This window comes from Aquidulcibacter paucihalophilus (genome assembly GCF_002105465.1).
GTDB classification, from domain to species: domain Bacteria; phylum Pseudomonadota; class Alphaproteobacteria; order Caulobacterales; family Aquidulcibacteraceae; genus Aquidulcibacter; species Aquidulcibacter paucihalophilus.
The window spans coordinates 31,405-47,951 of the sequence record NZ_NCSQ01000160.1; the positions used below are offsets into that span (position 1 = coordinate 31,405).

17 protein-coding genes are annotated in these 16,547 nt (G+C 57.5%); 8 read left to right on the forward strand and 9 right to left on the reverse strand.

Annotated elements, in window-relative coordinates; genetic code table 11:
• The first annotated feature begins 121 nt into the window (after positions 1-121).
• Positions 122-385 (forward strand): type II toxin-antitoxin system Phd/YefM family antitoxin, encoded by a 264-nt coding sequence (locus tag B7364_RS12195; protein WP_085340312.1) that lies wholly within the window; start codon positions 122-124, stop codon positions 383-385.
• Positions 376-792 carry a type II toxin-antitoxin system VapC family toxin gene (locus B7364_RS12200; RefSeq protein WP_085340313.1) on the forward strand — a complete coding sequence of 139 codons (417 nt, stop codon included), beginning with the start codon at positions 376-378 and terminating at the stop codon, positions 790-792. The genes B7364_RS12195 and B7364_RS12200 overlap by 10 nt, the downstream gene beginning before the upstream one ends.
• Before the next feature lie 192 nt (positions 793-984).
• On the opposite strand, the gene B7364_RS12205 is transcribed toward B7364_RS12200, so the two are convergent.
• Both B7364_RS12205 and B7364_RS12210 read right to left on the reverse strand, forming a co-directional pair.
• On the reverse strand, positions 985-1,278 hold the full coding sequence (locus B7364_RS12205) for a type II toxin-antitoxin system RelE/ParE family toxin (RefSeq protein WP_085340314.1): 294 nt from the start codon (positions 1,276-1,278) through the stop codon (positions 985-987).
• Positions 1,275-1,586, reverse strand: a complete 312-nt coding sequence (locus B7364_RS12210) for a type II toxin-antitoxin system RelB/DinJ family antitoxin (RefSeq protein ID WP_085340315.1) — start codon at positions 1,584-1,586, stop codon at positions 1,275-1,277. The genes B7364_RS12205 and B7364_RS12210 overlap by 4 nt, the downstream gene beginning before the upstream one ends.
• Before the next feature lie 357 nt (positions 1,587-1,943).
• Here B7364_RS12210 and B7364_RS12215 point away from each other — a divergent pair, with 357 nt between their 5' ends.
• Positions 1,944-2,207, forward strand: coding sequence for a DUF3297 family protein (locus B7364_RS12215; protein WP_085340316.1), 264 nt, complete (start codon positions 1,944-1,946; stop codon positions 2,205-2,207).
• Here B7364_RS12215 and B7364_RS12220 read toward each other — a convergent pair.
• The 6 genes from B7364_RS12220 to B7364_RS12245 form a co-directional block, all read right to left on the reverse strand.
• Positions 2,185-2,709, reverse strand: coding sequence for a GNAT family N-acetyltransferase (locus tag B7364_RS12220; RefSeq protein ID WP_085340317.1), 525 nt, complete (start codon positions 2,707-2,709; stop codon positions 2,185-2,187). The genes B7364_RS12215 and B7364_RS12220 overlap by 23 nt on opposite strands.
• Before the next feature lie 67 nt (positions 2,710-2,776).
• Positions 2,777-3,541, reverse strand: a complete 765-nt coding sequence (locus B7364_RS12225) for a hypothetical protein (protein ID WP_085340318.1) — start codon at positions 3,539-3,541, stop codon at positions 2,777-2,779.
• Between the two features lie 149 nt (positions 3,542-3,690).
• Complete coding sequence (locus tag B7364_RS12230; protein ID WP_157893674.1) at positions 3,691-5,754, reverse strand: PhoX family protein; 2,064 nt, start codon at positions 5,752-5,754, stop codon at positions 3,691-3,693.
• Positions 5,755-5,836: 82 nt separating this feature from the next.
• Positions 5,837-8,224: an NAD-dependent DNA ligase LigA gene (gene ligA / locus B7364_RS12235; RefSeq protein ID WP_085340320.1), complete on the reverse strand. Its 2,388-nt coding sequence runs from the start codon at positions 8,222-8,224 to the stop codon at positions 5,837-5,839.
• Between the two features lie 85 nt (positions 8,225-8,309).
• Entirely contained in the window at positions 8,310-10,001 is a 1,692-nt protein-coding gene (gene recN / locus B7364_RS12240) for a DNA repair protein RecN (RefSeq protein ID WP_085340321.1), read from the reverse strand.
• 64 nt (positions 10,002-10,065) lie between these two features.
• Entirely contained in the window at positions 10,066-10,959 is an 894-nt protein-coding gene (locus B7364_RS12245; protein ID WP_106407630.1) for an outer membrane protein assembly factor BamD, read from the reverse strand.
• A gap of 189 nt (positions 10,960-11,148) precedes the next feature.
• Here B7364_RS12245 and B7364_RS12250 point away from each other — a divergent pair, with 189 nt between their 5' ends.
• From B7364_RS12250 to B7364_RS12265, 4 genes are all read left to right on the forward strand, one after another.
• The gene (locus B7364_RS12250; RefSeq protein ID WP_332835086.1) at positions 11,149-11,784 is read left to right on the forward strand and encodes a DNA-3-methyladenine glycosylase I; all 636 of its coding nucleotides are present in this window, start codon (positions 11,149-11,151) and stop codon (positions 11,782-11,784) included.
• Positions 11,785-11,852: 68 nt separating this feature from the next.
• Positions 11,853-12,830, forward strand: a complete 978-nt coding sequence (locus B7364_RS12255; RefSeq protein WP_085340323.1) for an NAD(P)H-dependent flavin oxidoreductase — start codon at positions 11,853-11,855, stop codon at positions 12,828-12,830.
• 31 nt (positions 12,831-12,861) lie between these two features.
• Positions 12,862-13,626, forward strand: a complete 765-nt coding sequence (locus B7364_RS12260) for a TIGR02301 family protein (RefSeq protein WP_157893675.1) — start codon at positions 12,862-12,864, stop codon at positions 13,624-13,626.
• A 100-nt stretch (positions 13,627-13,726) separates the two neighbouring features.
• Complete coding sequence (locus tag B7364_RS12265) at positions 13,727-14,530, forward strand: response regulator (RefSeq protein WP_157893676.1); 804 nt, start codon at positions 13,727-13,729, stop codon at positions 14,528-14,530.
• On the opposite strand, the gene B7364_RS12270 is transcribed toward B7364_RS12265, so the two are convergent.
• Positions 14,527-15,438, reverse strand: coding sequence for a DMT family transporter (locus tag B7364_RS12270; RefSeq protein WP_232780899.1), 912 nt, complete (start codon positions 15,436-15,438; stop codon positions 14,527-14,529). The genes B7364_RS12265 and B7364_RS12270 overlap by 4 nt on opposite strands.
• A 175-nt stretch (positions 15,439-15,613) precedes the next feature.
• Here B7364_RS12270 and B7364_RS12275 point away from each other — a divergent pair, with 175 nt between their 5' ends.
• Positions 15,614-16,345: an SIMPL domain-containing protein gene (locus tag B7364_RS12275; protein ID WP_157893677.1), complete on the forward strand. Its 732-nt coding sequence runs from the start codon at positions 15,614-15,616 to the stop codon at positions 16,343-16,345.
• Positions 16,346-16,547: the final 202 nt, after the last annotated feature.

The window sequence follows — 16,547 nt, forward strand, 5'->3', positions numbered from 1 at the left end:
TGTCAGATGTCGTGGCACGGGTTGCAACAATCCTGACTTAGCCGACCACGACAAAGCCCAAGACTGGCTTTCGTATCTGGCTAGAATAGGCTATCATTCTAGCCAAGTTGGAGCAACGACCATGCAGGTGAATATTCTTGAGGCCAAAAACCGCCTGTCGGAACTGGTGAAATGTGCGCAGGCGGGCGAAGAGGTTATCATCGCAAACCGTGGCAAGCCTGTGATGCGCCTCGTGCCCATTGAGCAGGATGACGACTGTCAAGCCGCGCCTCATAGTGGTGCGGGGCTGTTCACATGGTTGGTGTCGCGGAAGCCGACAAAGGCGCAGCGCGATCACACGCAAATTGAACGCGATATTGAGGATGCACGTGCGGCATGGGATTAATCTATCTCGATAGCTGCATTGTCATCTATGCACTCGAGTCCGCATCAGCTCTCCACGAGACGGTCTTGTTGAAGATCGCAGCCGCGCCCAATGACGAATTTGCCATATCCCATCTCGTCATAGCTGAATGCTTGGCGGGGCCCTTGCGCATCGGAAACAGCTTCTTGCTGCAAGATTACGAGCGTTTCTTCCACCGCGTGAAGGTCCTTGAACTCAACGAGGCCATCTTTCGACAGGGGGCACACCTGGTTGCGCGAGGACAATTGAAGATGCCCGATGCGCTTCATGTGGCTTGCGCGCAATATCACGGGTGTGATGCGCTCTGGACCAATGATGACCGCATGAGCCAAGCCAGTGGCGGACTTGCTGTGTCGGTCATCCCCCACCCCACGACACCGCCCCCGTGAGGAAGCCGTTCGCATTGGGCTAAGGCAGCGGGCATGGCGGCTCTGATTTCATCAATCAGAGTGCCCCCACCAGAATTACCTTTCTTTAGCAACTCGCGCCGCGCGTATTCGGCGCTTTTAAGCGCTAAATTTCGTCACCCGCGCCAAGCCAATTGCTTGCCGCCGGATGAGAGGTGCGCATGAACAGGCACCTTACTCCATCATTTCCGGCCACTGCTGTGCGCCATGGATAACACACAAAATGACAACCTCTTGGTGTTGATCGGCTAATCTGTAAGCGACAATATAGTCAGACTTAGCGACAACCAATTCGCGCGTCCCCGCGACCCTGCCCAAGCGCCCCATCATCGGGAAAACGAGGAGGTTTTCGACGGCAGCAACAATAAGGTCGTCTGTCTCAACAGCTGCTATCGCGTTGTCCCTGGCGATATGATCCAAAATCGCTTCGCGGTCACCAAATGCTTGATGAGTCCAGCTTAGCTTCATTTGGCCTCTGTTCGTGCCAACAATTCACGTCGTTTCAGGGCAAAATGTGCCTCTACATCTTGATGGGGGATCGTGGGGCGAGGATCTTCCAAAGCTTCTTGGACTTTTGCCCGAAACCAAGCGTCAAAATCCTCGGTGCTTGAACCCCGCGGCGCAATGTCCATAGGAAACACGCCTTCATTGGCGGTACGTGTCAACATAATGCGCACAGCATCGGAAACCGTAAGGCCCGACTTTTCCAAGACTGCACTGGCACGTGCCTTGATATCTTCATCAATCCGCGTCTGAATAAGCGCGTTAGCGGGCATAATTGGCACCTCCGATTGTCATGACAATATCATACAAGTGCATGCGAGACAATCGGCAATCAGCGTTGGGTGGTCGGGTGTCCCCGTTTGGAATCTAGCCGAAGGAACTTGCGCGTTCGCGTCATTATGATCCCCCGGCCCACACCACCTCCAAAGCAATTAGTTTGTCCAGTCAGATTGTGCGATCTATCTAACCATGTCCGGAGATGGGATCATGCAGCTTGCTATTCTTGAAGCGCAAAAACGGCTGTCTGAGCGTGTTCTAGCAGACGTCATGGCACGGGTCGCGACAATCCTATCTTAGCCCACTACACCGCCCCCTTGAGGTTCGCGCCCGCATTAGGCTAAGCAGCGCCTATGACCGATGAAACCAGCCCCACCGCCCTGCCCGACCGTTTGAGCGTCAATCCCCGCAGCCCCTACTATGATGAAGAGATCCTCGCCAAAGGTGTCGGGATCCGCTTTAAGGGCGAGGAAAAGACCAATGTTGAGGAATATTGTATTTCCGAAGGCTGGGTCCGCTTGGCTTTGGGCAATAAGGTTGACCGCAAGGGCAATCCGTTGACGATCCTGCAAAAGGGCCCGGTTGAGGCTTGGATCAAAGGCGCTGAAACAAACTAACAGGCCCCGCTGCCATCGAGGTTTCGGCAAAGCGCTTATAACCCAGTTTTTCGGCAACCCGGATAGAGGGTGCGTGTACCGACTCGATCATACACACGGTGCGGGCGCGGCCATACGTGGCTTCATACCAGTCGAGGGTTGCTTGCATGGCTTCGGTGGCAAGCCCCCTGCCCGCCATGGGTGGAATAATCACCCAACCGGCTTCTGGCGTCGCCTCAAAATCTGGATGCATGCCGCGCTTATGATCGGCAAGGCCAACGTCGCCGATATAAAGGCCTGTTTGCTTGTCGCATACCGCCCAATAGCCATAGCCTAAGGCGGGCCAGTGCCCGATATAGCGCAACAAGCGAAACCATGCTTCTTGCGGCGTTGATGCCCGCGCCCCGATATGTTTCACGACCAATGGGTCGGACCACATGGCAGCGAGGCGGTCAAAATCCTCCACAGTGTGGCCGCGGAGGGTGAGGTTTGGGGTCTGAAGAACCGGCGCGGATGTGATCATACGCCTGAGCCTAATTCATCCCGTTCCTTCTGCAAACCCTCATCAGAGTCACAAAACCGCAAGTGCCTCATTGCCCTTTCACCTGTTTCACCGCCGCATTGACGGCGGCTTGCGACGGCACAGGGGCACAGCCGCCCAGCCCCTTGGCTTCACAAATTTCTTGCGGGGAGCGCACGCGCGAAGGCGTATTCCCAAACCGCACACAGGCCCCCATGCCGGTCATTTTGACCTTTTGCCCATCTTCCAAACAAGGTGGGGGAATATCACGCCAGCGCAGTTCATGGCGTGAGAAACCTTCGGCATTTTCCGGGCGATATTTGGGCCCACGCGCGACTTGCAACAGGCGCTTTAGTTCGGCATTGGGCGGGCAATCGGGTGGGCGGTCTTTGGGGTCCAGCTGGGCGCAAGCTTGTGCTTTGATGATGGCCTGACTTTGCGGGGTGAGGCTGTGCACGGCCGGCCCACTGGCCGCGGGGCCCGTTCCGGCAAGGGCTGGCTGCACGGGAGCGATGCCACTAGGTGTCGTTGCAGGCTGGCGGCCAATTGGGCTTGCGGCATCGTGCCCGTCTCGCCCCGGTCTTGGCCCCGGTCTTGGCATTGTGCGCAAAGGGGGTGGGGCCGTCACGCCCTTTATCGTTTCGGCTGCGCGTGGCTTTGATCCGGCGACAGGTGCAACAGAGGCTGACAGAGCCGCCTTGGGAGTGCGCGTCAAAGGCTCAAGCCGCACTGCCGCAACCCCTGCAGGCTCAATCGAGGGCAGCAGGTGGGGTTGCGTTGATAGCAGCGCAAAGCCAAGCACCAGCCAAACCGCGATCGCGGCTAAACGCGTCATCAGTCGCGTCTGCGCTGATATCCCCCCAGGTCCCGATTGCGGGGGTACACCCCAGTCCATGACCATGGCTTATGTCGTGGACGATTGTTTCCTGTCTGGCACGTTAAATTGCGGTTAGATTGCCAAAAACATCAGAGGCTGCCGGCACCTTAGGTGCCAACTGTGCCACCATCTTGGCGACGAACATAAATCACACTGTCGCGCGGCCAACCGCCATTGGGGAAGGTGGAATAAGGCCCAGCCGCTTCACCGCGATAATTCTGGCCTTTGACATTTTCTGCACCCACATGCTGGACGCCACAGAAGAAGGTCTTTTGGTCCCACGCCAGAAGTGGCCCGCAGCATTCGGCCCCGATTGGCACTGTCAAAAAGCGCTTCACCGGACGTGGCCCTTTACCAACCATCGGCAGGACATAGACCCCATCATTACAGGGGAAAGTCTCGGGCGTACCGTCTGTTGTGATCCAGCAGAATTTGCGGTGATCAAAGGTAATGTTATCGGGCATGGCAAAGCGATCACCCGTGGTGGTCGGCTTACCATTCAGCCAGGAAGACGCATTGACGACTTTGCCTTCTTGATTGGTAACGGGAGCTATTTCACCAGCCGGATCGCCAGCCACCGCAAAAATGTCCCAGGTAAAGGTTAGAGCCGCCGGGTCTTGGCGGGCCTCTTCGATGCGCACAATATGGCCTTGATAATTGCGCTCTAAGCCGTCGCCAGCGATGGTTTTGCGACGCGGATTAGCTGCATTTCCCGCCCGACCCGAGTCAGAAAGATTGCCGGTACACATCACAAAAACGGTGCCCGTGCCGCGGAACGAACCATCGGTGGGGCTTTCGACATCTTCAGGGCGGTCCATTTTGGTTGCACCCAGCCGAAGCGCGGCTTCGCGGCAACGCACCATCACATCGCCATCATCAGCAAAGGGTGTCTCGCCGGGGCCCCGCGGGACACGGTTGGCGGCCGCAGCCGTTAAGGCAATCCAGCGGCCCGTCCCATCGGCTTCAAAGCGGGCCGCATAAAGCGTCCCATGGGTCAAAAGCGTACGATTGGCGATCCGGTTGGTGGGGTCAAATTTATCGCGCGAGACGAACTTATAGACAAACTGATTGGCGCTATCATCGCCGGTATAGACGACGGCCTTATTGGCTTTGGACAAGACCGTGGTGGCGCATTCATTACATTTGCGGCCAAGGGCTGTGTGTTTATGGGGCCGCCAGTCGGGATCATAGGGATCAATCTCAACGATCCAGCCATACAAGGATGGTCCATGCGGATTGCGGCTCAAGTCAAATTGAGCAGGCCCGCCCATGCGCCAAACATTGTCATAGCGAAAAATGGCTTGATCCACGCCAAAGGCGGCATCAGCTTGGGCTTCGATCAAGGCTGGACTTGCCTTGTCCGAGGTAAAAAACTGATTGTTGAAATTCTCTTCCGCCGTCAGATACGTGCCCCAAGGTGTAAAACCACCGGCACAATTCTGGAAGGTCCCGGCCTTGATCGCACCGGCGCGTGTGGCAGGGCCAGAGCGGGCAGTTTCAACGTCATTGACGATGGCACCAGCCTTAGTGATCCAAGGATGGTTGGCGGCAGACCCGTCAAAAACGACTTCGCTATAAGGTGTCAGGCGGCGGTTACGACCAATGCCGACAGCCGGGCCTTTCACAACCGACCAAGCCCCGCTTGCCGGGTCATAAGCCACATCAAAAACGCTGACGCCCATACAGGCATAGAGCGCGTCTAACGCCACTTCGCTGGTATCAATCGGCTGACCATTCGCGCCGGGGGCGGCCATAAAGGGGCTAACCGCCTCATGGTTCACACACATAATCGCCCGCGTGACAGGGCCTTCGGGCCAAGGATAGGCCCAATTGGCCGGGAATAGGGCCAACATATCATTATGGGTGCCAAAGCGGTTTTCCTGCTCCGCCCGCGTAAAGGCAAAAGGCGCACCCCGCTTGGTCAAGTCTAAAGGTGCCATGCCCTCAAACAAAGGATCGCCCCAGGAAATCAAGGGCTGCCAAACATAGCCCTCTGGCACCACCACCGTATCCAATCGATTTTCGGCAACAGATTTGAAACCAGCCGGGGCGGCTTCGGCTTCAGAAGGCATCAGGCTTAAGGCTGGCAAAGCGGCCGTGGCCGTCAAAAACCCACGCCGCGACAGCGATTCACAAGCAAGATCGGCAAAATGATTGGAACGTTGAGGCATGGGGAGCGGTAGCCTTTGAAAAAAGAGTTTAGCCCGAGACATAGCGCGACAATGCGAATGGTTTACGACAAATCGCAGTCAATCAGCCAACAAACGCAGCCCATTCTGCCTCGCTCATCACCCGCACCCCCAACTCGCTCGCTTTGGCGAGTTTTGAGCCAGCCCCAGGACCTGCCACCACAATATCGGTTTTGGCAGAGACACTTCCTGCCACTTTAGCCCCAAGGCGGATGGCTTGGGCCTTGGCTTCATCGCGCGTCATGGTTTCAAGGCTACCGGTAAAGACAATGGTGAGGCCGGTTACCGGGCTATCTGAGGCTGGCGCTTCGGCATCGCGCGGGCGAACTTGTTCGAGCAAGCGCGCCACCGCATCGCGATTATGTGGCTCCGCAAAGAAATCAAGCAAGGCGTCGGTTGCCACCGGGCCCATGCCATCAATCGCAGCAAGAGACGTATAGCCATCATGCGGGCGACCTGCCGCGGCCGACTTGAGAGTCGAGACAAGGCCAAGCCAATCGGGAAAAACCTCAATCAAGGCCTTGCGGGCGGGCATGGCAACTTCGGATAGGCGCAACTTAGCCAGATTTTCTGCCACATCATCAAACAGGCCTGCTTGCACAGGTGAGTCAGCTTTAGCTGCCCAGTTCAATAAGGCCTCCAGCGCGCGCGGCCCCAAGCCATGAATGGCTTCCAACTGCCGATAGGCTTCATTGGCGCGATGGGTTTGGGCAACCTCAATGGCAGCCTTTAGGGCCTCCCAAGACCCAAAGGCACGGGCAAGCACGCCACTGGTCGTCTCGCCAATATGGCGCACGCCAAGCCCAAAGATGAAACGCGAGAGATCAATATCACGCCGCTGATTGATGGCCGCAAACAGATTGTTGAGCGAGGTTTGGCCATAACCCTCCCGGCCTTCAAGGTCTGAACGACGTCCTTCCAGTTTGAAAATGTCCGCTGGTTCTTTCACAAGGCCCCAGTCGAAGAAGTCCTGTAATTGGCGGGGGCCGAGACCGTCTATGTCAAAGGCTTTGCGGCTGACAAAATGCTCCAAATGCCGCAAGCGCTGGAAGGGGCAGGCAAATTCGCCCGTACACCTTCGAACGACATCCAGGCCGCCATCTTGCTCATCCCCGCCTCGAATGGCTGGCGTCTGCAACGGGCACGGGCAAATATGGGGAAAGGCAAAGGGGGTACTGTCGGGCTCGCGCTTATCGACCCATACATCCACGATTTGGGGGATTACATCGCCGGCGCGTTGAATGACGATATGGTCGCCCGGACGCAAATCCTTGCCGCCGCGCACGGGCAGGCCCGTCACCCGATCGAGTGCTTTGCCCGCAATAAAGTCCTCATTATGCAGGGTTGCGTTAGAAACAACGACACCGCCAACGGTGACCGGGCGGACCCGGGCAACAGGCGTCAAAGCACCGGTGCGGCCTACTTGGATATCGATCGCGTCAAGAATGGTTGTGGCTTGTTCGGGTGGGAATTTATGCGCAATGGCCCAGCGCGGAAAGCGCGTCACAATCCCTAAGCGCGCCTGCAACGCCAGATCATTGACCTTATAGACGACGCCATCAATGTCATAGCCCAACTCGGCCCGGCGCAGGCCCAAATCACGATAATGCGCCAAAAGACTAGCGGTATCGGCACATAGCTTCATGTCCGCATTGGTTTTAAAGCCCCAACGGGCGAAGCTAGCCACTGCTTCCATTTGTGTGGCCGCAAAAGAACCACTCACCTCGCCCCAAGCGTAGGCGAAAAAGCTCAAAGGACGCTGGGCGGTGATGGCAGGATCCAATTGTCGCAGACTTCCAGCCGCTGCATTGCGGGGATTGGCATAGAGGGCTGCGCCCGCCTCCAATTGCACCTGATTGAGGGCTTCAAACGCGGCATGGCTCAAATAGACTTCGCCGCGCACTTCTAGGATTTCCGGCCAGTCTGTGCCCATTAAGTTCTTGGGAATATCGCCAATCGTCAGCACATTGGCGGTGACATCTTCACCTTCCTTGCCATCGCCGCGCGTCACGGCATGTTTGAGCTGGCCTTTCTCATAGCGAACCGACAGCGACAGGCCATCAATCTTGGGCTCGGCTGTGCAGGCCAAAGCACGTTGATCCTCAAAGCCCAGAAAGCGCTGGGCGCGGCCCAAAAAGTCTGCCACATCGCCATCGGTAAAGGCATTGTCCAGCGAGAGCATGGCAATTTGGTGGGTGATTTTGTTAAAACGGGCAGAGGCTGCACTGCCGACGCTTTTCGATGGACTATCAGCCCGGACTAAGGCTGGAAAGCGCTGTTCGATCAGAAGATTGCGCCGCTCCAACGCATCATATTCAGCATCGGTCAGGACCGGCGCATCATGCTCATAATAGGCTTTTCGGTTGGCGGCGATCTCCCCCGCCAGCCGCTCTAATTCTCGTGCGGCTTGTTCTTTGGTGAGGGAATCGACGGGAAGTGCTGAAAGGTCCATGTCGGCGAAACTAACGCCAAGCGGGGCGCGCGTGAAGCCTGCACCTCGCCTTCGTTGAAGGGTGTCCACACCCCGTTTCAGGCCTTTAGTCTTGATTGGCCGCAACCAAAGCGCGGGCTGCCGCGCGGGCTTCTGCTGTGATCTCCGCGCCTGACAACATCCGTGCCAATTCCTCTTCGCGCGCAGCGTCGGGAAGTGTGCTGACACCGGTACGGGTTACGCCATTTTCCACCCGCTTTTCGATACGCCAATGGCGGCGCGCGCGCGCCGCTACTTGCGGGCTGTGGGTCACGCATAGAATCTGGGCGGTCTGAGACAGGCGGGCTAAACGGCGGCCCACAGCGTCTGCGGTTGCGCCACCAATGCCTTGATCCACCTCATCAAACACCAAGGCCAATGTGCCGCCATCGGTTGACAAAACAAGCTTGAGTGCAAGCGACAAACGCGACAGTTCGCCCCCCGAAGCAATCTCTGACAAAGCCCCGAAGCCTGCACCTGGATTGGCGGCAATTTCAAAGGTCACCCGATCAATGCCATCCTTGGTTGGGCGTGCCGCATCGCTATCAACCCGGCTCCTGAAGCGCGCTTTTTCCAGTTTCAGTGGGGGCAGCTCAAGCTCCACCGCTTTATCGAGTGCCTCGGCAGCCGCATGGCGGCGCTTTGACAGCGTGGTGGCAGCCTGATCATAAGCCACTTGCGCCTTGGCCAAGGCGGCCTTAGCCGCTTGAATGGCCTCATCGGCATGATCAATATTGGCAAGATTTCGCTCAGCCCGAGCCAAAACGTCGGGCAATGCCTCAACTGTCACGCCATGTTTGCGGGCAGCAGCGCGCAGGGCAAACAAGCGCTCTTCCAACTGATCAAGGCGGCCTGGATCGCCATCCAAAGCATCACCAGCGCGCGCCATCCAACCTTGCGCATCGGCCAATTCGCTCAAAGCCCGCTCGAGCGAAGCTGCGGCCTGATCGACCGCTTTGGACAGGGCATCGGCCCCCTCGCCTTCGGGCTTGCCCACCCGCGACAACGCGCGCGCGGCGGCGGCCATGCGCTGCTCGGCCTTGCCGTCTGCCAAAGCGTCGGTGGCATCTTTGAGGGCGGTTGCCGCTTTTTCAGACCCCATTAAGGCGCGCCGCTCGGCATCAAGGGCAGCTTCTTCGCCGGCCTTGGGGCCAAGTTTTTTAAGTTCGGCCAGCACATGGGCCAGATAATCGCGATCGGTGGAAGCCCGACGCGCCCGCATTTCGGCTTCTTCTAAGTCCGAACGGGCCGTTTCCAGCGTTCGCCAAGCCTCTCCCACTTGGGCTTTGAGAGGGCCTGCCTTGGCAAACACATCCAACAAGTCACGGTGTGTGGAAGGGTCCATCAAACCAACTGATGCATGCTGGCCATGAATTTCCAGCAAACACGCCCCCAGACGACGCAGCGCGCTGACCGAAGCGGGCGCATCATTGACATAAGCCCGACTTTTCCCATCCAGACTGATAGAGCGACGCAAGACAAGACGCCCATCTTCGGCCTCAGGCAGGTCTAATTCCTCCAATAGGGCGATAGCGGGATGGCCTGTGCCGATCTCAAAAATAGCGCTTGCTTGAGCCCGTTCTGCTCCGTGGCGAACCAAACTGCGATCTGCACGCTCGCCCAAAGCAAGGCCCAAAGCATCCAGTAGGATAGACTTCCCAGCCCCCGTCTCCCCCGTCAGCGCAGTAAAGCCAGGCTCAATCTCTAAGTCCAAGGTTTCAATTAGGACCACGTCGCGGATCGACAAGCCAATTAGCATCGGCCACCCCGTCGGACATGCCTCCCCCCACGCGAGGCGGACGTTGAACGAGGGAAAATGGCGCTCATTTGCTCGCTTGGGTGGCCGAAGCTTCAGGCGGCTCTGGCGCGCGCTCTAACCCGCGCTTGGGCCGCACAATCCGTTGGAACAGACCACGCCGCTCTGGCTTACCTTCGGGCGTAAAGCCGCGGGCGGTCAACAATTTATAGCTGGCCTCATACCATTCAGAGCCCGGATAATTATAGCCCAAAACAGCGCCGACCTTGGTGGCTTCATCAACGAGGCCCATCGACAAATTGGTCTCAACCAAGCGGTGCAGCGCTTCGGGGACGTGGGTCGTCGTCTGATAAAGGTCTACCACCCGGCGGAAGCGGCCAAGGGCTGCCAAATGTTGGCCATCCCGCAGATAATAGCGCCCGATTTCCATTTCCTTACCCGCCAACTGGTCTTGGGTCATATCAATCTTCAGGCGCGCATCGCGGGCATATTCGCTTTGGGGATAGCGCTGCACCACATCATTGAGGGCGGCCAAGGCCAATTCGGTCATGCGCTGGTCACGACCCACATCTACAATCTGCTCAAAATAGCAGATAGCGATCAGATAATAAGCATACACCGCGCTCTCATTGCCGGGATAGAGCGAGGTAAAACGCTGCGCGCCCGCGATTGCTTCTTCATATTTGTTCTGTTGATAATTGGCATAGGCCGTCATCAGCAAAGCACGCCGCGCCCATTCCGAATAGGGGTGCTGGCGGTCCACTTCTTCAAAGCCTGTTACCGCTTCGGCATAATTCTTCTTGCTAAGCTCATCGCGCGCATTGTTGTATAACAGGTCCACCGGACGCTCGACATAGGCCGGTGCCTTTTTGGTGTTGCTGCCGGGCATAGATTGGCAAGCAGCGACGGCTACAAGCAAGGTTGGCACAACAAGCAGAATTCGAAATGGCGAGTGCTTCACGATGTAAACTCCGGGCCGTATGCCCTTCCCCGACCCATCTTTAACCAGCTTCCGCGCGCACGGGAAGCCGCTAAAGGCGGTTGAGCAGGTTCTGCTTCATGTGGGCACAGTTTGCGTCAATTTAAGGACAGGTGTGAAATCCTGTGCAGGCCCCAAACCAAAGGCCCTCACCCGACTTGACCCGCTATCGTGGCGCGGCACTATGGTACGCCTCAAGGGGCAAGTGCCCTGCATGATGCGCGAAGGGCAGAATTGACCATGCAACGATGCGGCTGGGTACTCGAATCAGACCCGCTCTATGTCGCCTACCATGACGAAGAATGGGGGGTTCCGGTCCATGATGCCCGTGAGCTGTGGGAGTTATTATGCCTGGAGGGCTTTCAAGTCGGCCTGTCGTGGATCACGATTTTGCGCAAACGGGCCGCTTTTCGAGAAGCCTTTTGTGGCTTTGACCCTGACCGCGTAGCCGCCTTCGGACCAGATGATATTGAGCGCTTGATGGCCAATCCCGGCATCGTTCGGGCGCGCGCCAAAATTATTGCCACCATTGAGTCTGCGCGGCTTTTTCAGTCCATTCAACAAGAGCCGGGCGGCTTTCATGATTTTATCTGGTCGGTCGTGGGCGGTCAATCCATCCAAAACCACCCCATTTCCTATCGCGATGCACCGACAAAGTCGGCAGAATCAGAAGAGCTGGCGCGCAAACTTAAAGCCCGTGGTTTCAAATTCTGCGGGCCAGTCATTTGTTACGCTTATTTGCAGGCAGCAGGCCTTGTGATCGATCATGAAACCTCCTGCCACCGCTATCGGCCGCGCCTGGATTGACGGGCAGACAGAGGGATTGCGCATCAGGTCAAAGGCTTTAACGTGGCGCAAAAACAAGGGAGTGCGCCATGAGCTTAAGAACACCAATTTGCGATCTTTTGGGGATTGAACATCCCATCATGCTGGCGGGCATGGGTGGGGTATCTTATGCCGAAGTCTGTGCTGCCGTTTCGGAAGCGGGCGGCTATGGCTGTCTTGGCATGGCCGGGCGCACACCCGCTGAAATCCGCGATGAAATGCGCAAGGTCCGCGCTTTGACAGATCGGCCCTTTGGCGTTGACCTTCTGGCCGCTGTGCCCGGTAGCCTCGAGGCCTCCGTCGATATCATCATAGCCGAAGGTGCGACCGCCTTTATCGCGGGCCTTGGTGTGCCCTCCGCCATTATCGAAAAGCTCCATGCCTCAGGACTCAAAGCCATGGTGGTGGGTGGGGCCGTGAGTCACGCCGAAAAGGCCCAAGCGGCTGGCTGTGATGCTGTGATCTGCCAAGGTTCAGAAGGCGGCGGCCACACGGGCCTTGTCGGCACCCTGCCTTTGGTTGCCCAAGCGGTTGAACGGGTGACGATTCCCGTCGTTGCAGCAGGTGGGCTCTATGACGGGCGCGGGCTGGCCGCCGCACTGGCTCTTGGCGCGCAAGCGGTTTGGATGGGCACGCGCTTTATCGCCTCAAAAGAGGCCCACGCCGGGCAAATGTATAAGGAGGCTGTTGTCGCAGCCAAGGATACCGATACGGTCCGCACGCGGTCCTATTCCGGCAAGCCCATGCGCGTGAAAGATAATGCTTGGGTGCAGGATTGGGAAAGCCGCCCCGCCGACATCAAGCCCTTCCCCCAGCAAGCCATGATCAGCCTACAGGCAGGTGCTATGGGCGGCATTGGCGGCCAGATTGAAGGCTTGGAAGCCGACAAATCCTGCTTTGCGATGGGCCAGTCCGCTGGCGGGGTTCATGAAATCCTGTCGTGCAAAGAAATCATCGAGTCGATCATGGCCGAAGCCCATGAAGCGATTGGCCGGATTGCCCGCTTGCAAGCAAGTTCGCCAGCTTGACCTAGCGCCCGAAACAGGGGCGTTTAGGGGTATGAAATCAACTGTATGGATGGTCAGTGCGGTCGTGCTCATCACAGCCTCTGGGGCTGCGTTGAGTGTCGCCCAACCCATCAGCCAAGACCCGCAAAATCGTGGGCCAACCCCCACGCTGGAGACCTATGTGGTTTCAGGTGCCCCCGTGGAGGCGGATCGGCGTAGTCCAGACGCGCCGATTGAGGATGGCCCAGTCGATATTCCCCAAGACGCGCCAATGGAATGGACCCCAGAAGCCAGTCCAGAAACAGCCGCAGAAGTGCCCTATCGCCCGGCCCGGCAAAAGGCTCGAAAAGTCCTGCGCGATGTTGAAGGCCTAAATGCAGAGTATAGCGCCTATGGCGATCCCGCCGCAGAGGCCCAAGGCGCAGTTGCGGCAAATCAACGGCGCGCGCGCGCGATTGATCCTATCAAACAGACGAATTTGACCCGCTTGGCGCGCATCTTAGGCTCTCTCCACGCCCTACGAGTCTCTTGTTCAGGTCGGGAAGACCAGACCTATCGGTCACGCATGGCCACCCTCCTCGACCTCGAAGCCCCAGATACCAGTGCCTTGCGCGACCCGCTGGTGGATGCATTCAATGCCGGCTTTCAAGCCTATGGCCAAGGTACTGCCACCTGCCCGGCCGATCGCAGCACGCAGGAAGCCCGCTTGGCAAAAGATGGTTTTGGTCTCGCCAAACAGATGGCCGCCTCTTATAGACCGGTTGTCGCACCACCAGCAGATCAAACCAAACAGCCAGATTCTAAGCTTTCAAAGTAATCAACCATACAAATTTGCGACTTCTCAGGTAAATATCACCATTTGCACTACGTTAACGGATCGCGCCTAGACATAAATCAATCAAGCTAAGGGGTGGCTTTTGTCGAACTACACCTGCCTGTTAATCGAAGACAGCATGATACAGGCGCGCGTGATCTCACAAATGATCCTGCGAACTGGGTGGGTTGCGCTTGTGGCTTTGGATCTTCGCTCTGGTCTTGCCATCATGGAAGAAGAACCGCTTGAGCTTGTTATCTCTGACCTTATGCTGCCAGATTCAACCGATGGCAGCACGATCGCCAAAATCCGCGAAGCCGCACCCACTGTAACCATTGCGGCTATCAGCGCGGGTGGGGGCCGAAATTCAGCCTCTGCCCTGTTAGAGCGGGCAAAGGCCGATGGCGCAGAATTTCTGTTGCAAAAGCCTTTCTCGCAAGAACGCCTGCAAAGCCTGCTAAGCGAAGTCGCCGAGCGCTTAGAATCGGGCACCCGCCGCCCGCATGTGCTGGTGATCGAACCGAGCCGGACCTTGCGCAAGATTTGTGAGACGGGGCTTAAGGAACATGATTTCCGCGTGACCTGTGGCGCGACCTTGGATGAAGCCCTCGACCAGATTGATGTTCTCGACCTTGATGCGGTAGTCACCCAGGTCGATGTCACCTCTGACGATGGAGCAGAACTTGTGCGCTTAATGCGCGAAGCATGTCCCGGCGTCGCCATTGTGGCGGTCTCAGACAAGGGCGAGAGTGAAATTGCCAAGCGGGCTTGGTTGAAAACCTTGGAGGCTGGTGCGGATGTGGCGCTCGCCAAACCCTTTACACCAGAAGAGCTTGTTAGCTCTGTTCGCAATGGCATGGTGCTGGCGGCTTCGGCTTTCTTAGAGGCCGCGCGCCGGTCGGCTTAGACCACGCGCAATTGACCCAAGACTGAGACGACGACACCCGCCACAATCAGGGCAGAGCCGAGGCCACGGCGCACATCGATTGTCTCCTTAAACCGAAGCCAGCCCAAGAGCGTCGCGGTGGGTGCTTCGACCAAGGCATTCAGCGCGCGCACCAAAGCTGCAGGGGCCAATGTCAAAGCGGCAAACCAACAGGCAGAGGCGGCTGCCCCGGTAAAGCCCGCTGACCAAGACGCCCTCCCATCTGCCGCTAAGGCCGCCAAAGCCCGCCGATCCACCACCAAAAGGATACCGCCCAAAACAACACTTTGCATGGCTTGCACACAGACGAGCGTGAAGGTCGCTGAAAAGATGGGCGCGGCCGGATCAATCGCCAGTCCACACAGCCGGTAGCAATTGGCCGAGACGGCAAAACACGCCCCAGACGCCAGCCCAAAAAAACCGGCCTTAAACCCAGCAATTCCCCCGGCAATACCCTTGCTGGGCCAAGAGGCAAGCAAGAGACCCGCTGTCGCCCCCCAAATACCCAACCAGCCCCAAACACCCAAGTGATCGCCGAGAAAGAGCGCACCCACCAAAGCGGCCAAGGGTAGGCTCATATGTTGAAACGTCGAGCCCAGTCCAAAACTTGAGGCACGCATAGCTTGGATCAGGGCCGCCGTTGCGCACACTTGCGCCGTTGCCCCGAGCGGGGCGACGACCCAAAATTCAGACCCAATGGTGAAATGGGCTGGTGGGGCGAGCCACCACACAAGGCCTAAAAACAAACCGGCAAAGGGCAGACCATACAGAAAGCGCACCAAAGTGGCGCCCCACGGCCCCGCTTGGTCCGAAAGCCCGCGCTGGGCGGCATTGCGCAAAATTTGTAACAGGCCCGCGACCAAGGCCAAAGGCACCCACATCCCGTTCATTTAACAAGCCGTGCCAGAAGAACGATTAGGGCCATCATAAACGGCGGTATTGGCCCGTTTCCTCCGTGGTTCCGCCCTAAACGTGCCATAAACCAAGCCCACAGCGGATCTGAGGGACGTGATGTTGCACCCAAGGCACTTAAGTGGCCTAGTGAGGGGTGTGGAGGGCTTTATCATGACAGAACGGACTCATCTTTTGGCTGCAGCGGCGATCGTGGCAGGCGGGATCGCCTTTGCCGGCTTCTCGGCCGGCCAATCCCTCGTGCACTCCCGTTTGGGCTTTCGAACGGTCACAGTCAAAGGTCTTTCAGAGCGCCCCGTCAAGGCAGACCTCGGTTTTTGGTCGATCAGTTTTGTCGCGACGGGTGATTCTTTGGAAGAAGCGCGTCAGGCGCTGACTTCGTCAGAGACTGCGGTGAAAGCGTTTTTGACCGCCCGCGGCTTTCCTGCCACCGCCTATCAGGTGCAAAATATTCGCGTTGAAGACAAGCTGGCCAATGCCTATTCCAATGGTGGCTTAAATGGACCACGCTATATTCTCACTGAAAACCTGATGGTCAAAACTACGGAGGTCGACAAATTGGCCGAGGCCTCGCGCAATAGTGGTGATTTGCTGAAAGAGGGCGTGGTTTTTGCCAATGATGGCTCCTCCTCGGGTCCTTCCTTTCAATTCACCGGCTTGAATGAACTGAAGGGGGCACTGCTGACCGAGGCGACCCAACGCGCCCGGGAAGCCGCCGACAAATTTGCGAAGGAATCTGGTGCCAAAGTCGGGGCCATTCAAAACGCCAATCAGGGCGTGATTGAAGTCAATCCAGCCGTCGAAATCCCCGATAGCCCCCCTGACCGCCAAATCGACAAAAAGGTCCGCGTGGTAACGACCATCACCTATTTCTTGAAGGATTAATGGGCAAAAGCCCAAGTTCCTTGAGGTTGCTCTCCCAGAAGGCGTCAGCCCCGTCCCAGACCGTGTGCCGCAAAGTACCACAAGGTCCCGTAGGGTCCCCGCTGGGTGGCGCACGCCAAGGTAGGATGGCATTGCTTGGAATGTTTTTCATCTAGAAGCGTTTTGGTGCCCATTCTGGTCACCCAACCGCTTCATCCAGTGT

Bases quoted from the DNA above. Each gene is read 5' to 3' on its own strand.
- B7364_RS12210 (WP_085340315.1), bottom strand. From the start codon at position 1,586: ATGCCCGCTAACGCGCTTATTCAGACGCGGATTGATGAAGATATCAAG.
- B7364_RS12220 (WP_085340317.1), bottom strand. From the start codon at position 2,709: ATGATCACATCCGCGCCGGTTCTTCAGACCCCAAACCTCACCCTCCGC.
- recN (WP_085340321.1), bottom strand. From the start codon at position 10,001: ATGCTAATTGGCTTGTCGATCCGCGACGTGGTCCTAATTGAAACCTTG.
- B7364_RS12215 (WP_085340316.1), top strand. From the start codon at position 1,944: ATGACCGATGAAACCAGCCCCACCGCCCTGCCCGACCGTTTGAGCGTC.
- B7364_RS12255 (WP_085340323.1), top strand. From the start codon at position 11,853: ATGAGCTTAAGAACACCAATTTGCGATCTTTTGGGGATTGAACATCCC.
- B7364_RS12225 (WP_085340318.1), bottom strand. From the start codon at position 3,541: ATGACGCGTTTAGCCGCGATCGCGGTTTGGCTGGTGCTTGGCTTTGCG.
- B7364_RS12260 (WP_157893675.1), top strand. From the start codon at position 12,862: ATGAAATCAACTGTATGGATGGTCAGTGCGGTCGTGCTCATCACAGCC.
- B7364_RS12205 (WP_085340314.1), bottom strand. From the start codon at position 1,278: ATGAAGCTAAGCTGGACTCATCAAGCATTTGGTGACCGCGAAGCGATT.
- B7364_RS12200 (WP_085340313.1), top strand. From the start codon at position 376: ATGGGATTAATCTATCTCGATAGCTGCATTGTCATCTATGCACTCGAG.
- B7364_RS12195 (WP_085340312.1), top strand. From the start codon at position 122: ATGCAGGTGAATATTCTTGAGGCCAAAAACCGCCTGTCGGAACTGGTG.
- B7364_RS12275 (WP_157893677.1), top strand. From the start codon at position 15,614: ATGACAGAACGGACTCATCTTTTGGCTGCAGCGGCGATCGTGGCAGGC.
- B7364_RS12270 (WP_232780899.1), bottom strand. From the start codon at position 15,438: ATGAACGGGATGTGGGTGCCTTTGGCCTTGGTCGCGGGCCTGTTACAA.
- B7364_RS12230 (WP_157893674.1), bottom strand. From the start codon at position 5,754: ATGCCTCAACGTTCCAATCATTTTGCCGATCTTGCTTGTGAATCGCTG.
- ligA (WP_085340320.1), bottom strand. From the start codon at position 8,224: ATGGACCTTTCAGCACTTCCCGTCGATTCCCTCACCAAAGAACAAGCC.